The 18,247-nt window shown below is 42.2% G+C and carries 12 protein-coding genes; 9 read left to right on the top strand and 3 right to left on the bottom strand.

The window, feature by feature from the left end:
- Positions 1–62 precede the first annotated feature (62 nt).
- Complete coding sequence (gene xerD / locus JZY04_RS17915) at positions 63–1,022, bottom strand: site-specific tyrosine recombinase XerD (RefSeq protein WP_122142323.1); 960 nt, start codon at positions 1,020–1,022, stop codon at positions 63–65.
- 73 nt (positions 1,023–1,095) lie between these two features.
- Here xerD and aroQ point away from each other — a divergent pair, with 73 nt between their 5' ends.
- The 5 genes from aroQ to JZY04_RS17890 all read left to right on the top strand — a co-directional run bounded on the left by aroQ (position 1,096) and on the right by JZY04_RS17890 (position 5,377).
- Positions 1,096–1,515: a type II 3-dehydroquinate dehydratase gene (aroQ, locus tag JZY04_RS17910; protein ID WP_005781735.1), complete on the top strand. Its 420-nt coding sequence runs from the start codon at positions 1,096–1,098 to the stop codon at positions 1,513–1,515.
- 27 nt (positions 1,516–1,542) lie between these two features.
- Positions 1,543–3,000, top strand: coding sequence for a pyruvate kinase (gene pyk / locus JZY04_RS17905; RefSeq protein ID WP_122142322.1), 1,458 nt, complete (start codon positions 1,543–1,545; stop codon positions 2,998–3,000).
- 6 nt (positions 3,001–3,006) lie between these two features.
- Positions 3,007–3,645 carry an O-methyltransferase gene (locus JZY04_RS17900; RefSeq protein WP_005811781.1) on the top strand — a complete coding sequence of 213 codons (639 nt, stop codon included), beginning with the start codon at positions 3,007–3,009 and terminating at the stop codon, positions 3,643–3,645.
- A gap of 164 nt (positions 3,646–3,809) precedes the next feature.
- On the top strand, positions 3,810–4,142 hold the full coding sequence (gene rbfA / locus JZY04_RS17895; RefSeq protein ID WP_005781741.1) for a 30S ribosome-binding factor RbfA: 333 nt from the start codon (positions 3,810–3,812) through the stop codon (positions 4,140–4,142).
- Positions 4,139–5,377 carry an FtsX-like permease family protein gene (locus JZY04_RS17890; protein ID WP_122142321.1) on the top strand — a complete coding sequence of 413 codons (1,239 nt, stop codon included), beginning with the start codon at positions 4,139–4,141 and terminating at the stop codon, positions 5,375–5,377. The genes rbfA and JZY04_RS17890 overlap by 4 nt, the downstream gene beginning before the upstream one ends.
- Positions 5,378–5,620: 243 nt before the next feature.
- On the opposite strand, the gene JZY04_RS17885 is transcribed toward JZY04_RS17890, so the two are convergent.
- Positions 5,621–6,172, bottom strand: a complete 552-nt coding sequence (locus JZY04_RS17885) for an RNA polymerase sigma-70 factor (RefSeq protein WP_122142319.1) — start codon at positions 6,170–6,172, stop codon at positions 5,621–5,623.
- 129 nt (positions 6,173–6,301) lie between these two features.
- On the opposite strand from JZY04_RS17885, the gene JZY04_RS17880 reads away from it, so the two are divergent.
- The 4 genes from JZY04_RS17880 to JZY04_RS17865 all read left to right on the top strand — a co-directional run bounded on the left by JZY04_RS17880 (position 6,302) and on the right by JZY04_RS17865 (position 14,501).
- Positions 6,302–7,282 carry a FecR family protein gene (locus JZY04_RS17880; RefSeq protein WP_181996340.1) on the top strand — a complete coding sequence of 327 codons (981 nt, stop codon included), beginning with the start codon at positions 6,302–6,304 and terminating at the stop codon, positions 7,280–7,282.
- A 51-nt stretch (positions 7,283–7,333) separates the two neighbouring features.
- Positions 7,334–10,846: a TonB-dependent receptor gene (locus tag JZY04_RS17875; RefSeq protein ID WP_005811775.1), complete on the top strand. Its 3,513-nt coding sequence runs from the start codon at positions 7,334–7,336 to the stop codon at positions 10,844–10,846.
- Positions 10,847–10,867: 21 nt separating this feature from the next.
- Positions 10,868–12,817, top strand: a complete 1,950-nt coding sequence (locus tag JZY04_RS17870) for a RagB/SusD family nutrient uptake outer membrane protein (protein ID WP_122142316.1) — start codon at positions 10,868–10,870, stop codon at positions 12,815–12,817.
- A gap of 142 nt (positions 12,818–12,959) precedes the next feature.
- A complete protein-coding gene (locus JZY04_RS17865; protein ID WP_122142315.1) occupies positions 12,960–14,501 on the top strand; it encodes an arylsulfatase in 1,542 nt (513 codons plus the stop codon).
- 1,167 nt (positions 14,502–15,668) lie between these two features.
- On the opposite strand, the gene JZY04_RS17860 is transcribed toward JZY04_RS17865, so the two are convergent.
- Positions 15,669–18,170, bottom strand: coding sequence for a YfhO family protein (locus JZY04_RS17860; protein ID WP_122142314.1), 2,502 nt, complete (start codon positions 18,168–18,170; stop codon positions 15,669–15,671).
- Positions 18,171–18,247: the final 77 nt, after the last annotated feature.

The following is an 18,247-nucleotide window of genomic DNA, read 5'->3' as shown; positions in this document are numbered from 1 at the left end:
AACTGTCGCATTCCCGAGCTGTTCAGCACTATTCCTCTTTATAAATAACACCAAACCAGACTTTATTGTTTATCGAAATGCCTTTTTTCTTGCCGATATTTGATGTTGCGCGGATGGTGTTCTATGATTTCACTTCGTAGCATATTACGGTCGATATGTGTGTAAATCTCGGTGGTCGAAATTGATTCATGTCCGAGCATGCATTGAATAGCTCTCAGGTTGGCGCCTCCTTCAAGAAGGTGTGTTGCGAAAGAATGCCGGAATGTGTGTGGACTGATGTTTTTGGTGATACCTGCCATATCGGCCAGTTCTTTGATAAGATGAAAGATCATGATACGTGATAGGTGTGTTCCCCGTCTGCTTAAAAACAGATAATCCTCATAATCTTTTTTTATGTTAATCCGGTTTCGATCCATGAAATAGTATTTTATTTCCTGAATGGCTCTGGGGGAGATGGGTACCAATCGTTGTTTACTACCTTTTCCTTCTACTTTAATGAATCCTTCATTAAAATAAAGATCTGATAGTTTTAAGTTGGTTAATTCCGAAACCCGTAAACCACAGCTATAGAGTGTTTCCAATATTGCCCGATTTCGCTGTCCCTCATTTTTGCTCAGATCTACTGTCGAGATAATACGGTCTATTTCCTCTACAGTCAATACTTCCGGTAGTTTAAAACCAATCTTGGGACCTTCCAGTAATTCACTCGGATCAGCTTCTATATAATCGGCCATTATCAGAAAATGGAAGAAAGACTTGATGCCGGAAATGATACGTGCCTGTGACCGGGCATGGATACCGATATCATGCAGTCCGGCTGCAAAACGCTGAAGGTCTTTCAGGCTGATTTCCAGTATATCCACACCTTCGGCCGATAAAAAGTTCAATAGCTTATCCAAATCCGTCAAATAAGCATCCAATGTGTTTTTGGATAATGACTTTTCCAGTTTCAGATACTGTTGGTACTTTTTGATAATCAACCCTTGCTCATCCTTCTTTTTTGTTTTTTCGTCTAATTTCATTTCTTTTTTCTACCTTTGCATCTTGAAATATTGTTCTCGAAGACAAAGGTATTAAAAATAGCAGGATTGTGTTATGAGGATACAAATTATTAATGGTCCCAATATTAATCTTTTGGGCAAGCGTGAACCTTCTATATATGGAAGCGTTACATTTGAAGAGTATTTGGGTGAGCTTCGTAAAAAATATCCCGATGTGGAGTTGGGTTATTTCCAGTCGAACGTTGAAGGAGAAATGATAGATAAAATTCAGCAGACCGGTTTCGATGTGGATGGAATCATTTTGAATGCAGGAGCTTATACGCACACTTCCATTGCTTTGCAGGATGCCATCCGTTCCGTTCCCTCTCCTGTGATTGAGGTTCATATTTCCAATGTTCATGCCCGCGAGTCGTTCCGTCATGTTTCTATGATTGCTTGTGCCTGTAAAGGTGTGATTTGTGGATTTGGATTGAACTCATATCGTCTGGCACTTGAGGCTTTATTAGATAAATAGGTATAAATATAAATAGGTAGATAGATTATGTTGCTGAAACAGACTAAAATCGTAGCTTCCATCTCAGACAGACGTTGCGATGTAGATTTTATAAAAGAGTTGTTTGATGCAGGGATGAATGTGGTTCGTATGAACACAGCTCACGCCAGTCGTGAAGGGTTTGAAGCGTTGATTGCCAATGTTCGTACCGTGTCCAATCGCATCGCTATCCTTATGGATACTAAAGGTCCGGAGGTACGTACCACTGCCAATGCGGAACCAATACTTTATCAGATTGGCGAGAAGGTTAAAATTGTGGGGGATCCCGAACGTGAGACTATCCGTGAATGTATTGCCGTTTCTTATCCGAATTTCGTACACGATCTGAATATAGGTGGAACTATTTTGATTGACGATGGTGATCTTGAGTTGCGGGTTATTGATAAAACGTCCGAATATTTACTTTGTGAGGTGCAGAATGAAGCAACTTTGGGGAGCCGTAAGAGTGTAAATGTTCCCGGGGTCCGCATCAACCTGCCTTCTCTGACTGAAAAAGATCGTAATAACATTCTTTATGCGATAGAAAAAGATATCGATTTCATAGCACATTCTTTTGTACGTAACCGTCAGGATGTGCTTGATATTCGTGAAATTCTGGATGCACACAACAGCGATATCCGTATTATTGCTAAAATAGAGAATCAAGAAGGCGTAGATAATATAGATGAGATTCTGGAAGTTGCTGATGGAGTGATGGTAGCTCGCGGTGACTTGGGTATTGAAGTTCCACAGGAACGCATTCCGGGAATTCAGCGTACATTGATACGTAAATGTATTCTTGCCAAGAAGCCGGTAATCGTAGCTACACAGATGTTACATACGATGATAAATAATCCGCGTCCGACTCGTGCTGAAGTAACCGATATTGCGAATGCTATCTATTATCGTACGGATGCTCTGATGTTGAGTGGTGAAACCGCGTATGGTAAATATCCGGTGGAGGCTGTGAAAACCATGACTAAGATTGCTGCACAGGCTGAAAAAGACAAATTGGAAGAAAATGATATCCGTATTCCTTTGGATGAGAATAGTAATGACGTGACTGCTTTCCTTGCCAAACAGGCTGTGAAAGCAACTACTAAACTAAAAATACGCGCTATCATTACTGATAGCTATCAAGGGCGCACTGCACGTAATCTGGCTGCTTTCCGTGGTAAATATCCGGTGCTTGCCATTTGTTATAAGGAGAAAACTATGCGTCACCTGGCACTCTCTTATGGAGTGGAGGCGATCTACATGCCTGAGTTGGCCAACGGACAGGAGTATTATTTTGCCGCTCTGCGTCGTTTATTGAAAGAAGGACGTTTACATCCTACTGATATGGTGGGTTATCTGAGTAGCGGTAAAGCCGGGACACAAACCTCTTTCCTTGAGATCAATGTCGTGGAAGATGCTTTGAAGCATGCCGGTGACAGTGTATTGCCTAACAGCAACCGTTATCTGTAGGATGAGATGAAAGAGACCGATCTTTTAGACGAATATATCCTAAAGCATATCGATGAAGAGGGTGAATACCTGAAAGCTCTTTATCGGGATACGCATGTCAAGCTTCTGCGTCCCCGTATGGCTTCCGGTCATCTGCAGGGGCGTATGTTGAAGATGTTTGTTCGTATGATACGGCCTCGCCAGATATTAGAAATAGGAACTTATAGTGGTTATTCCGCCCTTTGCTTGGCCGAAGGACTTGAGGAGGGTGGAATGCTCCACACATTTGAGATAAATGACGAACAGGAAGATTTTACCCGTCCCTGGCTCGAAAATTCAGCTTATGCTGATAAAATTAAATTCTACATTGGAGATGCTCTCCAATTGATACCTGCATTGGGAGTTACGTTTGACCTTGCTTTTGTGGATGGCGATAAACGTAAGTATATTGAATATTATGAGATGACTCTTGCGCATCTTTCTCCCGGAGGATATATCATAGCCGATAACACTTTATGGGATGGCCATGTGCTGGAAGAGCCACATAACAACGACTATCAAACCATCGGTATTAAGGCTTTCAACGAATTGGTGGCACATGATGAGCGAGTGGAGAAAGTAATCCTCCCTTTGCGTGATGGACTGACCATTATTCGTAAAAAGTGAGATGTGTATTAGTTGATTACTCTTTAGCATTGGAAGAATAATTCAATAATGAAGATTAAAAATAGTACATATTTTATCTGTCAAACGATATATTTCTCTAATTTTGTGTTCTATTGTAACAAGTGCTAATTGCTTGTTTGATAAAATAATTACGTAGAAAGTTTATGGAAACAACGAGACAGAATAAGATAGCCCGTTTGTTACAGAAGGAACTCAGTGAGATTTTTCTGTTGCAGACCAAGGCTATGCCCGGTGTGTTGGTGTCGGTCAGTGCTGTACGTATCAGCCCTGATATGAGCATTGCCCGCGTATATTTAAGTGTCTTCCCTTCTGATAAAAGCGAAGAAATGGTAAAGAATATCAATAATAATATGAAGTCCATCCGTTTCGAACTCGGTACCCGTGTTCGTCATCAGTTGCGCATTATCCCCGAATTGAAATTTTTTGTGGACGATTCGCTGGACTACATTGAAAAGATAGATGCCTTGTTGAAGTGAATCTTCCCTTCTACATAGCCCGGCGATATCTTTTCTCAAAGAAGAAACACAATGCCATTAATATCATTTCGGCTATTTCCGTGTGTGGAGTAGCATTGGCTACGATGGCAATGGTGTGTACACTTTCCGTATTCAATGGTTTTCAGGATACAGTAGCCGATCTGTTTACTGTGTTTGATCCGGAACTGAAAGTGACGATTGGTGAAGGAAAAGTTTTCGATGCACAGGACCCGCGTATTCAGGCTATCCGGCAGATGCCGGAAGTAGATGTGTTGACTGAAACACTTGAAGAGAATGCGATGGTGCAATATAAGGATCGTCAAACAATGGCTGTTATAAAGGGGGTACAAGATAATTTTGAGCAGTTGACTGCGATAGATAGTATCCTTTATGGAGCAGGTGAGTTTTTGTTGAACGATTCTGTAGTGGATTATGGAGTGATGGGGATTGAGCTTGTCTCTACGTTGGGGACCGGAATCAGGTTTGTCGATCCTTTGCAGGTATATATTCCTAAAAGGAATGGAAAGGTTAATCTTGCAAATCCGGCTGCTTCCTTTAATATGGATTATTTGTATTCGCCCGGTGTAGTGTTTGTAGTCAATCAGCAGAAGTATGACGGACAGTATATTCTCACTTCGTTGGATTTTGCCCGGCGTTTGCTTGATTATACTACCGAAGTGTCTGCAATAGAACTGAAACTAAAGCCGGGATCTAATATTTCTGTAGTGAAAGAAAAGATCGGGAAGGCGTTAGGAGATGGTTTTGTTATTCGTAACCGTTACGAGCAGCAGGAGGATGTGTTTCGCATCATGGAGATAGAGAAATTGGTTTCGTATTTGTTTCTTACCTTTATTCTCGTGATCGCCTGTTTCAATGTGATAGGTTCGCTGTCGATGCTTATTCTGGATAAAAAGGAAGATGTGAATACACTTCGTAAATTGGGAGCTGACGATCGGCTTGTTTCGAGTATTTTCCTTTTCGAAGGATGCATGATTTCCTTTTATGGAGCTATAATCGGGATTATACTCGGCTTGGTTCTATGTTGGGTTCAGATGGCCTACGGGATAGTTTCATTGGGTGGAGGTAGTGCTGCAGGTAATTTTGTAGTTGATTCCTATCCGGTCAGTGTTCATTTGGAGGATGTCATCGTGATATTTATTACCGTATTTACTGTCGGATTTTTATCTGTCTGGTATCCGGTAAGGTATTTGAGTAAACGTTTACTGAAAATGTAGAGAACATTTTGATCGATTAAATTGTTCTATTAGTCGATTTCCATTTCTTATTTTTATAGAAATGTTTATTTTTGATTTATTAATGAAAATCATCATGTTTATATATAGTGTTAATAGTATCTCTGCGAAGAGAGAATTGTTATGTAAGTGTAATACCTCTCTATGAAAGAAAGTTTCGTTTTTCATAAAAAACTGATGATCGGCGCTGTTCTGTCCCAACGGGGAAGAGCAGCGCTACTTCATTTATAATGAAAGGAATAATGTGTAAAGCTTGATGTTTTTTCTTAGAAACTTCAAAGCATCGGATATGTGGTGTTCCACTGTTCTTTCTGATATTTGTAGTTTCTCTGCAATTTCACGATAAGAAAGTTCTTCGTTCCTGCTTAGACGGAACACTTCCTGTTGCCGGGGTGGTAACATTGAAATAAGTGATTCGATATGTGTCCGTAGATTGGCTGCGTCCAGTTCTTCTTCTATATCATATGACTCTTCTACTGCTTCTATCACTGACAGTTGGTAGAAAGCCTCGTTCAGATTCTTGCGGGAGCGGTTAAAAACAAGGTTACGCATGGTGATGAACAGATATCCTGCAAAGTTTTGCTCTTCATCTAGAGACTCTCTGCTCTCCCAGATTTTAATAAAAACCTCTTGAACGATTTCTTCCACATCAACCAAAGAAGTGACATAAAGTCGCGTAAAGTTGTAAACCTTAGCCCAATAAGAGTGGTACAGGAATGCAAAGGCAGCTTTATCATTGCGGGTCTTCAGTTTAATAATTGCTTCTTTTTCGTTCATTAAGAGTTACGTTTGGATTACAAATATAGCATACTCAATTTATAAAACAGAAAAAAAGTGGAAAACATATAGGGGGGAATTTTATAAATTGTGTATTTATGAATAGATTTATAAATATAGCTTGGATTTTTGGAAAGAAATATAAAGAATATGAAGATTTCTAATAAATACGATCGGCTTGTCCGCAAATTGATTGCCGGTAAGTCTTCTCCGGGAGAAGTAGAAGAGCTGGCGCACTGGAATGTTGTGGAGACAAAGATGAAAAAACAATTTGATGCTGCAAGGAATATAGTGGATGATACTGCTGTTGAAAGTAGGATTTGGAATAAGATTGATTCCAAATGTCAGACTCCTTTTGAACGTAAGCAACGGCTCCAGCTCAGGTACTTGAAGATTGCTCTCGCTGCATGTATTACAGTGTTATTGGTTGTTGGGGGAAGTATCTTCTTTTTTAATGAGGAGCCTATCACTTCCCAACATGCCATTGAGTATACTGAGATTGTTTCTTCAAATAGTCGGTTGTACGTGCTCCCCGACAGTTCAAGGGTTTGGATGCAAGCCGGAAGTCGAATCCGTTTTTCACAGGATTTTATGGATAAACGGGAAGTCTGGTTGGAGGGAGAGTCTACTTTTGAGGTAACCAAACGTAAGGGACGTAATTTTAAGGTATATATTGATCAGGCATTTGTAGAAGTCAAAGGGACGGTTTTTCGTGTTCAGTCCACCCGACAGTATGGTGCGGAAGTGACTCTTTTTAGTGGAAAGGTTGATTTCAACGCTAAGGCTTCGCAGAGGAAGATTGAAATGAAACCTTTGCAACAGATTATTTTTCATCCCGAACAGGATGAAGTGATATTAAAGAATATAGGTAATATCAGTTGGGATGAGGGACGTTACAAATTTGTCGACATGCGTATGGATGATTTGATAGAAGCCATTCATGATATTTACCACATTCCGGTAGAGCTCGATGAGAAAGTATCCCGAAATGACTTGTTCACAGGCTATATGCGTTATGATGACCCCGCATCTAAAGTTATCGAGAAGATTTGTATCAATATGAATTTGAAATTTAGAAAAGAAACACAGAGAATCATTATTTATAAATAATCGCTTTTTTATCAATCACTAATTAATCGTATAATCAAAAAAATGAAAAACATGAGACAATGTTTTAGCGTCTGTAACAGGCGTTTTCTGGCAGGCGTAATTATGTTTATGCTCCTGTATCCTATGTCCGTTTTTGCCGTGCAGGGACAGATAGCCGTGCAGGGAAAGGCAATGAGCATTAAACAGGCTATCCAGGTTATTGAAAAGAACAGTAAATATACGTTCTTTTACAAGGCAGCCGATTTGGGTAATGCAAAGATCCGTGACATCAATTGTGAAGGCTCCATAGAGGAGGTACTGAATGTGCTGTTTAAAGACAGTGGTATCAGCTATGTCATCAAGGGCAATGAAGTTATTCTGAAGAGTGCTCCGGAGGTAGTTTCCACACCACAGCAGAGTAATAAGATCGTTGTAAAAGGTAATATCAGGGATAACTTGGGAGAATCGATTATTGGTGCTACCATTATGGAAAAAAACAATGCCCAGAATGGTACGATCAGTAATGTAGAGGGAAATTTCTCTTTGTCGGTAAATCCGGGTGCTGTTATCGTTATCTCTTATATCGGTTATGTAACACAAGAAGTGAAAGCCGTGGCCGGTGTTCCTTTGAAGATAGTGCTGAAAGATGACTCTCGTACCTTAGACGAAGTAGTGGTAGTCGGTTTCGGTTCACAAAAGAAAGCAAACCTGACAGGTGCTGTTTCATCTATCAAAATGGATGAGATTATCGGGGACCGTCCTATTATGACAGCTTCCGATGCATTGCAAGGTACGGTTCCGGGACTGCTGGTATCTAATAGCGGGAATGCACCGGGTAGCGGAAAGTCATTCCAACTGCGTGGTGCCTATTCAGTAGGTATCAAGAATAGCGACGGAAGCTATGGTGCCAATGTCGCGCCTCTTATCTTGATTGATAACGTAGAGGGTAGCCTCGATATGTTGAATCCGGAAGATATCGAAACGGTGACGGTACTGAAAGATGCTGCTTCGGCAGCTATTTATGGTGCGCGTGCGGCCGGTGGTGTGGTTCTGGTGACTACTAAGCGCCCGAAAGAAGCTACGGCTTTCCGCCTGAACTATAACAATAATTTCGGTTTTGCTACTGCAATGAATCTGCCGAAGCAAGCATCGTTAATGGATTACCTGCAGGCTTATCAGGATGGAGGATATTCTGATGCTTATTGGTCTTATGGTTCACCCAGTGTTTCAAAATGGAAGGAATACCTGACACAGTACAGGCAGGATCCTTCATCTATCAAAACTGTAGGTGATGGTATTTTTGCCGATACGGACGGAGCCTTGTATTATCTGAACGAACATGATCCATATAAGAATTTTATGGAGACCAGTTTCCAGATGAATCATAATCTTTCTGTATCCGGCGGTACAGATAAGTTGCGTTACCGTATGTCAGCCGGATATGTATCTACGGACGGTGTTTTGATTACCGATAAAGATACGTATGAACGTCTGAATATCAATTCTTATATTTCTGCTGATATTACCAAATGGTTTACTCAGGAACTGACAATGAGCTATGCGCGTACCAATCAGTCACAACCGAGTTCCGGTCTGGGAAGCATGTTCGGTAGTAATCAGGTTTCTTATCAACCGGAAGGTAATATGCCTGCGGACGTTTGTTCTACAATCTCTCAGGATTTGCCTTTCAATACACCGCGTAATCAGGTGTTGTTGGCGAATAAATGGAAAAAGTCATATGACAATCCGCGTGTTTTCGTGAAATCTATTTTGAAGCCATTCAAAGGCTTTGAAGGGGTATTTGAATACACGTTTGACAAAAACATGTATGACTATAATTTCTATACCGGAAAAACTCAGTATACAGACATACAGGGAGGTAACAACATCTGGAATGCTGCAAAAGACTATTTGCAGAAAGAAAAACAGTTCACCGATTACAATGCCTTCAATATTTATGGTACATATAAGTTTGATATTAAGAAAGACCACCATTTTAGCGTAATGGCCGGTTTCAACCAGGAGTCTAAATATACGGAAGGAGTAAATGTGTTGTCTTACAATCAAGCTGTTATCGAAGTGCCGGCCTTAGGTTCAGGTACTGGTGACCTGAAAGCGACAGACAGCTATAATGAATATTCTGTTCGTGGCGGATTCTTCCGGGTTAATTATAACTACATGGATAAATATTTGCTGGAGGTGAACGGGCGTTATGACGGATCATCCAAATTCCCGAAAGATTCCCGTTTTGGTTTCTTCCCGTCTGTATCTTTGGGATGGAACGTGGCTCAGGAAAAGTTTATGGAAGTTACACGCAATTATATTGATGGTCTGAAGATTCGTGCATCTTATGGTGTGATCGGCAACCAGAATGTAGTGAACTATGCATATTTCCCGACTATGAGTGTTAGTAACAAGTACAACGGCTGGTTGTCAGGCGGTGATTATGTAACTGCCATTAACTCTTTGCCGAATCTGGTAAGTACAAGCTTTACCTGGGAGAAAGTAGCGACTACTGATATCGGTTTGGATCTGAACATGTTTGGCAATCGTCTGAATGCCGTGTTCGATTGGTATCAGCGTGACACAAAAGGAATGTTGGCACCGGGTATGCAGCTTCCTGCTGTTGTGGGTGCAAGTTCTCCTTTCCAGAATACAGCTGATATGCGTACCCGTGGTTGGGAACTGGCTGTGAACTGGAGAGACCGCATCGGTAAATTCAACTACCGTGTCGGATTCAATCTTTCTGACAGCTACTCTGAAATCACTAAGTACGATGATAATGCTGCTTCTAAATTGCTGAGTAATTTCTATCCGGGACAAAGACTGGGTGAGATCTGGGGATATGAAGTAGACGGATTCTATACAGTAGATGATTTTGTAGATACCAACAGCTGGAAACTTAAAGACGGGGTAGCCTCTATTAAAGGTGTCAGCCCGCGTCCCGGTGACTTGAAATTCAAGAATCTCCGTGATGACGATAAGAGTACGAACCAGATCGACAGCGGAGACGGTACATTGGATAACCCCGGTGACCAGAAAGTAATAGGTAATAGCCTGCCTAAATACCTGTATGGTATTACTCTCGGTGCCAATTATAAAGGTTTCGACCTGAATATTATGATGCAGGGTACCGGTCAACGTGATGCATGGATTGCCAACAACCTGGTATTCCCGATGTATATTTACTCTGTGAATGATATCAAGTACCAACCGTTATTTGACGGTCTGACCGACTACTGGAAACCGGTAGATGCCGCCAATGGAGATTATACTGCTGTAAATCCGAATGCAAAATATCCACGTATGTACGGACAGAATCCGACAGTCGGCTCCAACTATGGACGTAAGACAGACAGATACTTATCTAACGCCGCTTATTTCCGCATCAAGAACGTTACTTTGTCGTATACTGTTCCTAAAACATGGATATCCCGAATCGGCTTGAATCAGTTGAAGGGTTTTGTCAGTGTAGAGAATCTGGCAACTTTCTCTTCATTGCCTTCAGGTATCGATCCTGAAACCTTGAGCTGGAACTATCCGGCATTCCGTACTGTTTCGTTCGGTATCAACTTTACATTATAAACGCATAACCAAGAATTAAAAATGAAAAAGATATATCTATCATTGGCTATTTTAGCCGGAATCGGACTGGCCGGATGTAATGACAGCTTTTTGGAGCATGCGCCTGTCACCAGTCTGACAGAGAATAATGCTTTTAAATCTTACGATAACTTTAAGTCGTTTGCATGGCCCTGCTATGAGATATTCAAAGACAATAATATAGCCAATACTATCAACGGAACCGGGCAAGGATCTTGTTACGCAGGTGATATGAATGCCGGATACTTGGAGAGTCGTGCCAATGAGTCAGGTAATGACTATGCTTTCGGAAGGGTGCAGAGTGTGGCTTCGGGCAATGGCTGGGGATTTTCCGGCACATTCCGTCGTGCTAACATCTTGCTTGCCAATATCGATAAATCAGAAATGACTGATGCTGAAAAAGACCATTGGCGTGCGGTGGGATATTTCTTCCACTCATATTGGTACATGGAGCTTATCAACCGTTTCGGGGCAGTGCCTTGGGTCAATACAGCTCTTAACGAAACTTCTCCTGAGGCTTACGGCCCCCGTGTTGACCGTGAGATTGTAGCAGACTCCGTATTGAATCGTTTGAAATGGGCTGAAGCGAATATCGGGGATTTTGAGAAACAAGACGGTGCGAATACCATCAATCGTGATTGTATTCGTGCAGCTATCTCACGATTTACGTTGCGTGAAGCCACTTGGCGCAAATATCACGGAATAGAGGGTGCCCAGAAGTTCTTTGACGAATGTATCCGGGTGTCTCGCCTGTTGATGAATGATTATCCTACTCTTTACTACGGAACAGACGGTCAGCCTGCAGCCGGATATGGGGAGATGTGGACTACAGAAGATTTGGGCAAAGTGCCGGGAGTCATCCTGTACATGGAGTTTGTTCAGGACATCAAGATGGCCAACTTCAGTGCATTGGAACACATGGATAGCCATAATGTGGAGATGAACCAGCACACAGTTGATCTTTATCTGTGTAAGGACGGTAAGCCGATTGCTACTTCTGAGAACTATCATGGAGACAAAACGCCATACGCTACTTTCCGCGACCGTGATCCGCGTTTATATCACGTGGTGATGCCTCCGTATAAAGTAAAAGCAAAGGCTAAGACGAAAGATGATCCCAGAACATGGGATTATACCGATGATCCTGCCGACCGTGAATACATTGACATAATGGGACCTAACGAATCGTGTGATAACCCCGGTATCGGCATGAAACGTCTGCCCGGACAGAACTGGGCAGCCTCACTGGTTCCTTCTTCACCCAACTTTATGGGGGGTATCGGAGCTACAGGTTTCGTGAGAAGCCGTTCGGGATATTACTTCTGGAAGAACTGGAGCAACTGGGAAACGAACCGAAATGGAGGTATCACTCTGAACACATCGGATAAACCTATCTTCAAAATCGAAGAGATATTGCTGAATTATGCTGAGGCCATGTGCGAGACAGGGCAGTTCACTCAGGCAGTGGCCGACGAGTCTATCAATAAACTGCGTAAACGTGCCGGTGTGGCAGATATGAAGGTTGCCGAGATCAACGATAGCTTTGACCCGAATCGTGGCCGCTATTACCCGAAAGGTAATGAACAAGGTGTTCTGGTAGATCCTGTTTTGTGGGAAGTCCGTCGTGAACGTATTATCGAGTTAATGGGTGAAGGCTTCGGATTCTATGATATCCGTCGTTGGAGAATGGCTCCCTGGTTCCTTAATCGTCAGCTCAAAGGAATGTGGATGACGAAAGATAAGTTCAGACATGGTGCCCAGTTCTTGCTGGATGAAACGACCGGCGGACCGGATCCTGCCGACGGAGCCATGACAGAAGGATATATCTATCTGCAACCCGATCCTATCAAAGCAGGCGAAGGCTGGCAGGAGAGATATTATCTTTATGAAGTTCCCAGCCAGGAGATTATTCTGAATCCTGCACTTGCACCTAACAATCCGGGATGGGAATAACTGAAGCGGAATATACAATGAATCAAACTCATCACAGATTATACAGATTAATACAGATTCTTTAATTTAGCTCTCAGTGAAATAAATTATTAATCTGTGAAAATCAATGTAATCTGTGGTGAAATCGAAATAAACCCAACGAATGAACCAGAAAATCATTTATAGCAGTGCATTGCTTGTCGGGCTGGGTAGCTCGCAAGCATTTGCCCATCAAGAGAAGGCACATAACCCTCAAAAACCGAATATCATCTTTATCATGTGCGATGACATGGGGTATGGAGATTTGGGTTGTTACGGACAGCCATACATCAGTACGCCTAACATCGACAACATGGCCCGTGAAGGTATGCGTTTTACGCAAGCCTATGCCGGAAGTCCGGTGAGTGCACCTTCGCGTGCGTCGTTGATGACCGGACAGCATACCGGACATTGTGAAGTACGTGGCAATAAAGAGTATTGGACTCAAGCATCTACGGTGATGTATGGCGATAATAAAGAATTCTCGGTTGTCGGACAACACCCTTATGATCCGGAACATATTATTTTGCCTGAGATCATGAAAGATAACGGATATACTACCGGTATGTTTGGTAAATGGGCAGGGGGGTACGAAGGTTCTGTGTCCACTCCGGATAAAAGGGGAATCGATGAATATTACGGATATATCTGTCAGTTTCAGGCTCACCTCTATTATCCCAATTTCCTGAACCGTTATAGCCAGTCGTTGGGCGATACGGGTGTCGTACGTGTTGTGATGGAAGAGAATATCAAATATCCGATGTACGGTCCCGATTATCATAAACGTACTCAATACTCAGCCGATTTGATTCATCAGAAAGCGATGGAATGGATCGATAAACAGAATGAAGATCAACCTTTTTTCGGTGTTTTCACCTATACTTTGCCTCACGCAGAACTGGTGCAGCCGGAAGACTCTATTCTGAACCATTACAAGACACAGTTTACTGATGATAAAGCTTTTGGTGGTCAGAAGGGGTCCCGATATAACGCTATCACCCATGTACATGCGCAGTTTGCAGGTATGATCACCCGTTTGGACCATTATGTGGGTGAGGTCCTGAAGAAGTTAGAAGAGAAAGGATTGGATAAAAATACGATTGTCATCTTTACCAGTGATAATGGTCCCCACGAGGAAGGCGGGGCCGATCCCACTTTCTTCGGACGTGACGGGAAGTTGCGTGGCTTGAAACGCCAGTGTTACGAGGGTGGTATCCGTGTTCCGTTTATTGTCCGTTGGCCCGGTCAGGTTGCTGCCGGAACAGTGAATGATCACCAATGTGCTTTTTACGACGTCATGCCTACCTTGTGTGATTTGACGGGTGTGAAGAATTTCCCGAAAAAATATGTGAATAAGAAGAAAGAATCCGATTATTTTGATGGTATCTCTTTTGCCCGGACTCTGTTGGGTAAGAAGAACCAGAAGAAACATGATTTTCTTTATTGGGAATTTAATGAAACGAACCAGATAGGCGTACGCATGGGAGATTGGAAAATGGTTGTTAAGAAAGGTATTCCTTTCCTTTATAATTTGGCAACAGATATCCATGAAGACCATAATGTAGCTGCCGAGAATCCGGATATTGTGAAGAAAATGGTTGGAATTATCCACCGGCAACATACGGAAAATCCGAATTTCAAGGTAACGTTACCTGCCGTGATGTAAGAAGGTTCTTAGTAAGAAGTTATATCAAGCGCCATCCTTTATCCTCTATTCAGAGGAAGGATGGCGCTTTTTATTTGATGGTTTAAAATGTAGTTCGGTATCAAAATGTTTGATATTCTACTTTTTTGCTGACATCCACTTTTGTGAAATGTAGTGAAATAGAGGAGGAATCATCGGATATTTCTTTTTAGATCACTTGTTACCGGGAAATAATGTGAGAGGTGCCGGCACGAAGTTAACTTCCTGCCGGCAAATAACTAACTTCCTGCCGGCAGAGAATTAATTTCCTGAGAGTAGGAAGTTAACTTCTTATTAATAAGAAGTTTGTTTTCTGATGAAAACGCGCTTTTTTTCTTGGAGAAGCCTTTAATTCAGGGGAAGAAAGTGGCTTTTTTTTCTATAATAAAGTTTTAGAAGCCTTTTTTTTTATATCATTCTGAACGTTCGTTTGTTATCTGGCTTTCTTGTGAATAGTAAATGGGATCGGCTAATTATCTTTCTTATAGTATTTCACTGTATTTGGTGGCTATGTGATTTTTAGAACAACGCTATTTCTGAGTTTTTTTATTCTTTCTTTGTTATGGTGTGCAAAAAAACGATTCTGAAGAGTTTTAGAATACATTTAGACAAAATGACAAAAAGCTATCGTGGATTTATTTACTTGAATATATTTTTATTGTAACCTTTTTGTATTAGTTGGCGTTTTAACCTCTAAGATAGAACAAGATGTCTGGATATTTTTCTATAGCCTTGTGTCGCCCATTGAATAGTTCTGTGGCTGATCCTACGATTTATTCAAAGAATTTAGGGGCAATGAATCGGTTGAATATAGATGAATGGCATAAGAGGTATGGCACATTTGATACAGGCTGTTCTTATGATCGCATTGCTGAATTTATAGAATAGCTTCCTAAGCGATATTGCAGGTCTTGATTTAAGTGTTGGGTAAAAATAATGTGTTTTAATAACTCAAGCGGTGTATATGAATCCGGAATTTATCACTTTCGATGAGGCTACTCTTTTTTAGATGCCATCAATGAAAAAGAAATTATAGAGAGTCTGAAAGAATTAATAATAAATTACGTATAGAATAAAACACAAACTCCTCAGACAGAAGTAGTCTGAGGAGTTCGTGTTTGTAAATGATGAACCGCTCTCTGTAGACGGTTATTTTTTTATGCTTTCTCCATATTTTTTCCGGTTGATCCATACCAGAATAATTACTCCTATCAGCAATAATGCCATCGCTCCATATGCAATACCTTCTGTGATGTGCAGGCTTTGCGGATCAAAACGCATTTCGATGGTATGCTTACCCGCCGGTACGTTCATAGTACGTAAGATGTAATCTGCACGGGCAATATCGGCAGGTTTGCCATCAATGGTTGCCGTCCATCCCGGATAATATATTTCCGAGAATACAACTACACCGTCTTTGGGCGAGGAAGTCTCGTATACTAATTGGTTGGGTTCATAGCCGGTCAACCGGATGGTGGACAGTGAGTCTTTGTAGCCCTCGTTCACCCCTTTCAAGGCCTCTTTAAACTTAGAGTCTACTATAGCGGTTTGTTGGAGGTCGACTTGCCCGATGGCATCGATTTCTTCGTTCGCATTGTTCACGTACTGTACTTTATCTACGAACCAGGCATTGCCGAAAGCATATGGATTTTCAATGGGGACTGTTTGGCCTTGTTGCCCGGCAGGGAATATGAAGTACTTTGTATTCAGCATATTCAGTACAGGGAATTTAGCTGCGTTCACACTGTCCATTTGACCGCCTGCTGTTGCTACTTCCTGATAGGCTGCCTGCATTTCTTTGGCAATATGATGGTCTATCATTTCCTGATAACGGCGGAGTTTGGCAGCATGGTAGCCACCTACGCTCTTGTGCCAATAAGAAGTATTGTTTTCTTCGAATGTATTGCCTGCGAAGTTCAGTACACGGTAATCCGGTGATTGATCTTGCAGGATCAGTTCATCTGTCTGACTCTTCCGGAACGTTGCAGCCTGTTCGGATTTCGGGACGAACTGTTCGTCGTACAAATAGCGTTTGTTTACGCTCCACATGTCTCCCAGGCATAGCAGGGCAATAGCGGCAACAGTCCAGGTCGCTTTCAGTTTTTTTGCGTTGTAAGCCAGTAAGAGCAGGGTACCGATAGTAACGATAAAGAAACTGCGCCAAGCGTCAGAAGTGAAAAGGTGCACACGCATCTCTTCAAGATTAGCCACTATAGGCGATAACTGATCGGCGGGCAGAGCATTCTGTAGGGCTGCCATCTCGTTAGCAGGAATATAAGTCGGGAAGAATAGGCGGGGAGCAATGGCAAAAAGTAGCGCAAGTCCCCCGGTCAGTCCGAAACTGATATAGATATATTTCAGTTTCTCTTTCAGCAGCTCCGGCTTGGTAAGTATCTCTTTCAGGGTGAGAATCGCGAGCAGGGGAATGGTAAACTCGGCAATTACCAGAATGGAGGATACGGCGCGGAACTTATTATACATCGGGATGTAATCGATAAAGAAGTCTGTCAGCCCCATAAAATTTTTACCCCACGAAAGCAGGATAGAGAAAATGGTGGCTCCTAACAGTGCCCATTTCATGGGACCTTTTACAATGAAACAGCCCAGAATGAAAAGCATTAGTACAAAAGCACCTACGTAGACAGGACCGCTTGTCATGGGTTGGTCGCCGAAGTACTGGGTCAGTTGTGAGTAGAGGCTGCTGTACATCGGATTGGCTTTTTCCATTGCCTTTTCACTTCGTGACAATGGCACCGAGGCGCCTCCCTTGACATTGGGGACCAGTAATGAGAATGTTTCGCCGATGCCATAGCTCCATTGGGTGATATAGTCACGATTGAGCCCGCTGCTTGTCTGCTTTGCGGCAGCTCCTTCATATTTCAACTCACTTTTGCCACGCATCGTTTCTTTGCTATACTCGTAAGTGTGGTATAGGCTCGAAAGATTGATGGATACACCGATTAATCCGGCGATAATCAGCACACCGGTAGCTTTGAAGAACTGGGGAAGTTCTTTTTTGCGCCAGGCATCTTCGAAGAATGCACCTACCATGAAGAGAATGACAAACAGGAAATAGTAGGTCATTTGCACATGGTTGGACAGAATCTGCATGGCCATGAACAAAGCAGTGACAATCCCTCCTAACAAATATTTTTTCCGGTAGGCAAGTACAATACCTGCTATTGTAGGTGGTATATAGGCAAGGGTGATGAATTTCCAGATATGTCCGGCAGCAATTAAAATGAAGAAGTAGGACGAAAAGGCCCAGATAATTCCTCCCAACCCCGAGAGCCATGCCGGTATGCCGAATGCCCTTAGCAGGATATAGAACCCAAGCATCATGATAAATGTGAGCCATACGTAGTTCGGGAGAAAAAGATGATATACTTTTTGTACGAATGTCAGCGGCTCGGTGGAGTCGTAACTTGGGGACATCTGGTAGGTGGGCATTCCTCCGAAAAGGGCGTTTGTCCAACGTGTGCGTTCACCTGTTTTTTCATAGTACTCTTTAGCTTCCTGTCCGGCTCCGGCTCCGGCTACGGTGTCGTGCTGGAAGAGAATCCGGTCTTCAGTGATCGCCGGGAAGAAATAGATGAAAGAGATGACTATGAATGCCAGAATGGCAATAAGGTCTGGAAGAAACTTTTTCATTTACGATTAGACGATTTACAATTTATGATTGAGGTTTGACTGTAGGATTAGACGATTTACAATCCGGCTTAACCGTT

The organism is Bacteroides sp. 11BF, from assembly GCF_019633765.1.
Lineage (GTDB): Bacteria > Bacteroidota > Bacteroidia > Bacteroidales > Bacteroidaceae > Bacteroides > Bacteroides hominis.
The sequence above is the reverse complement of the archived record's forward strand: the minus strand, read 5'-3'. Positions and strand labels throughout refer to the sequence as shown.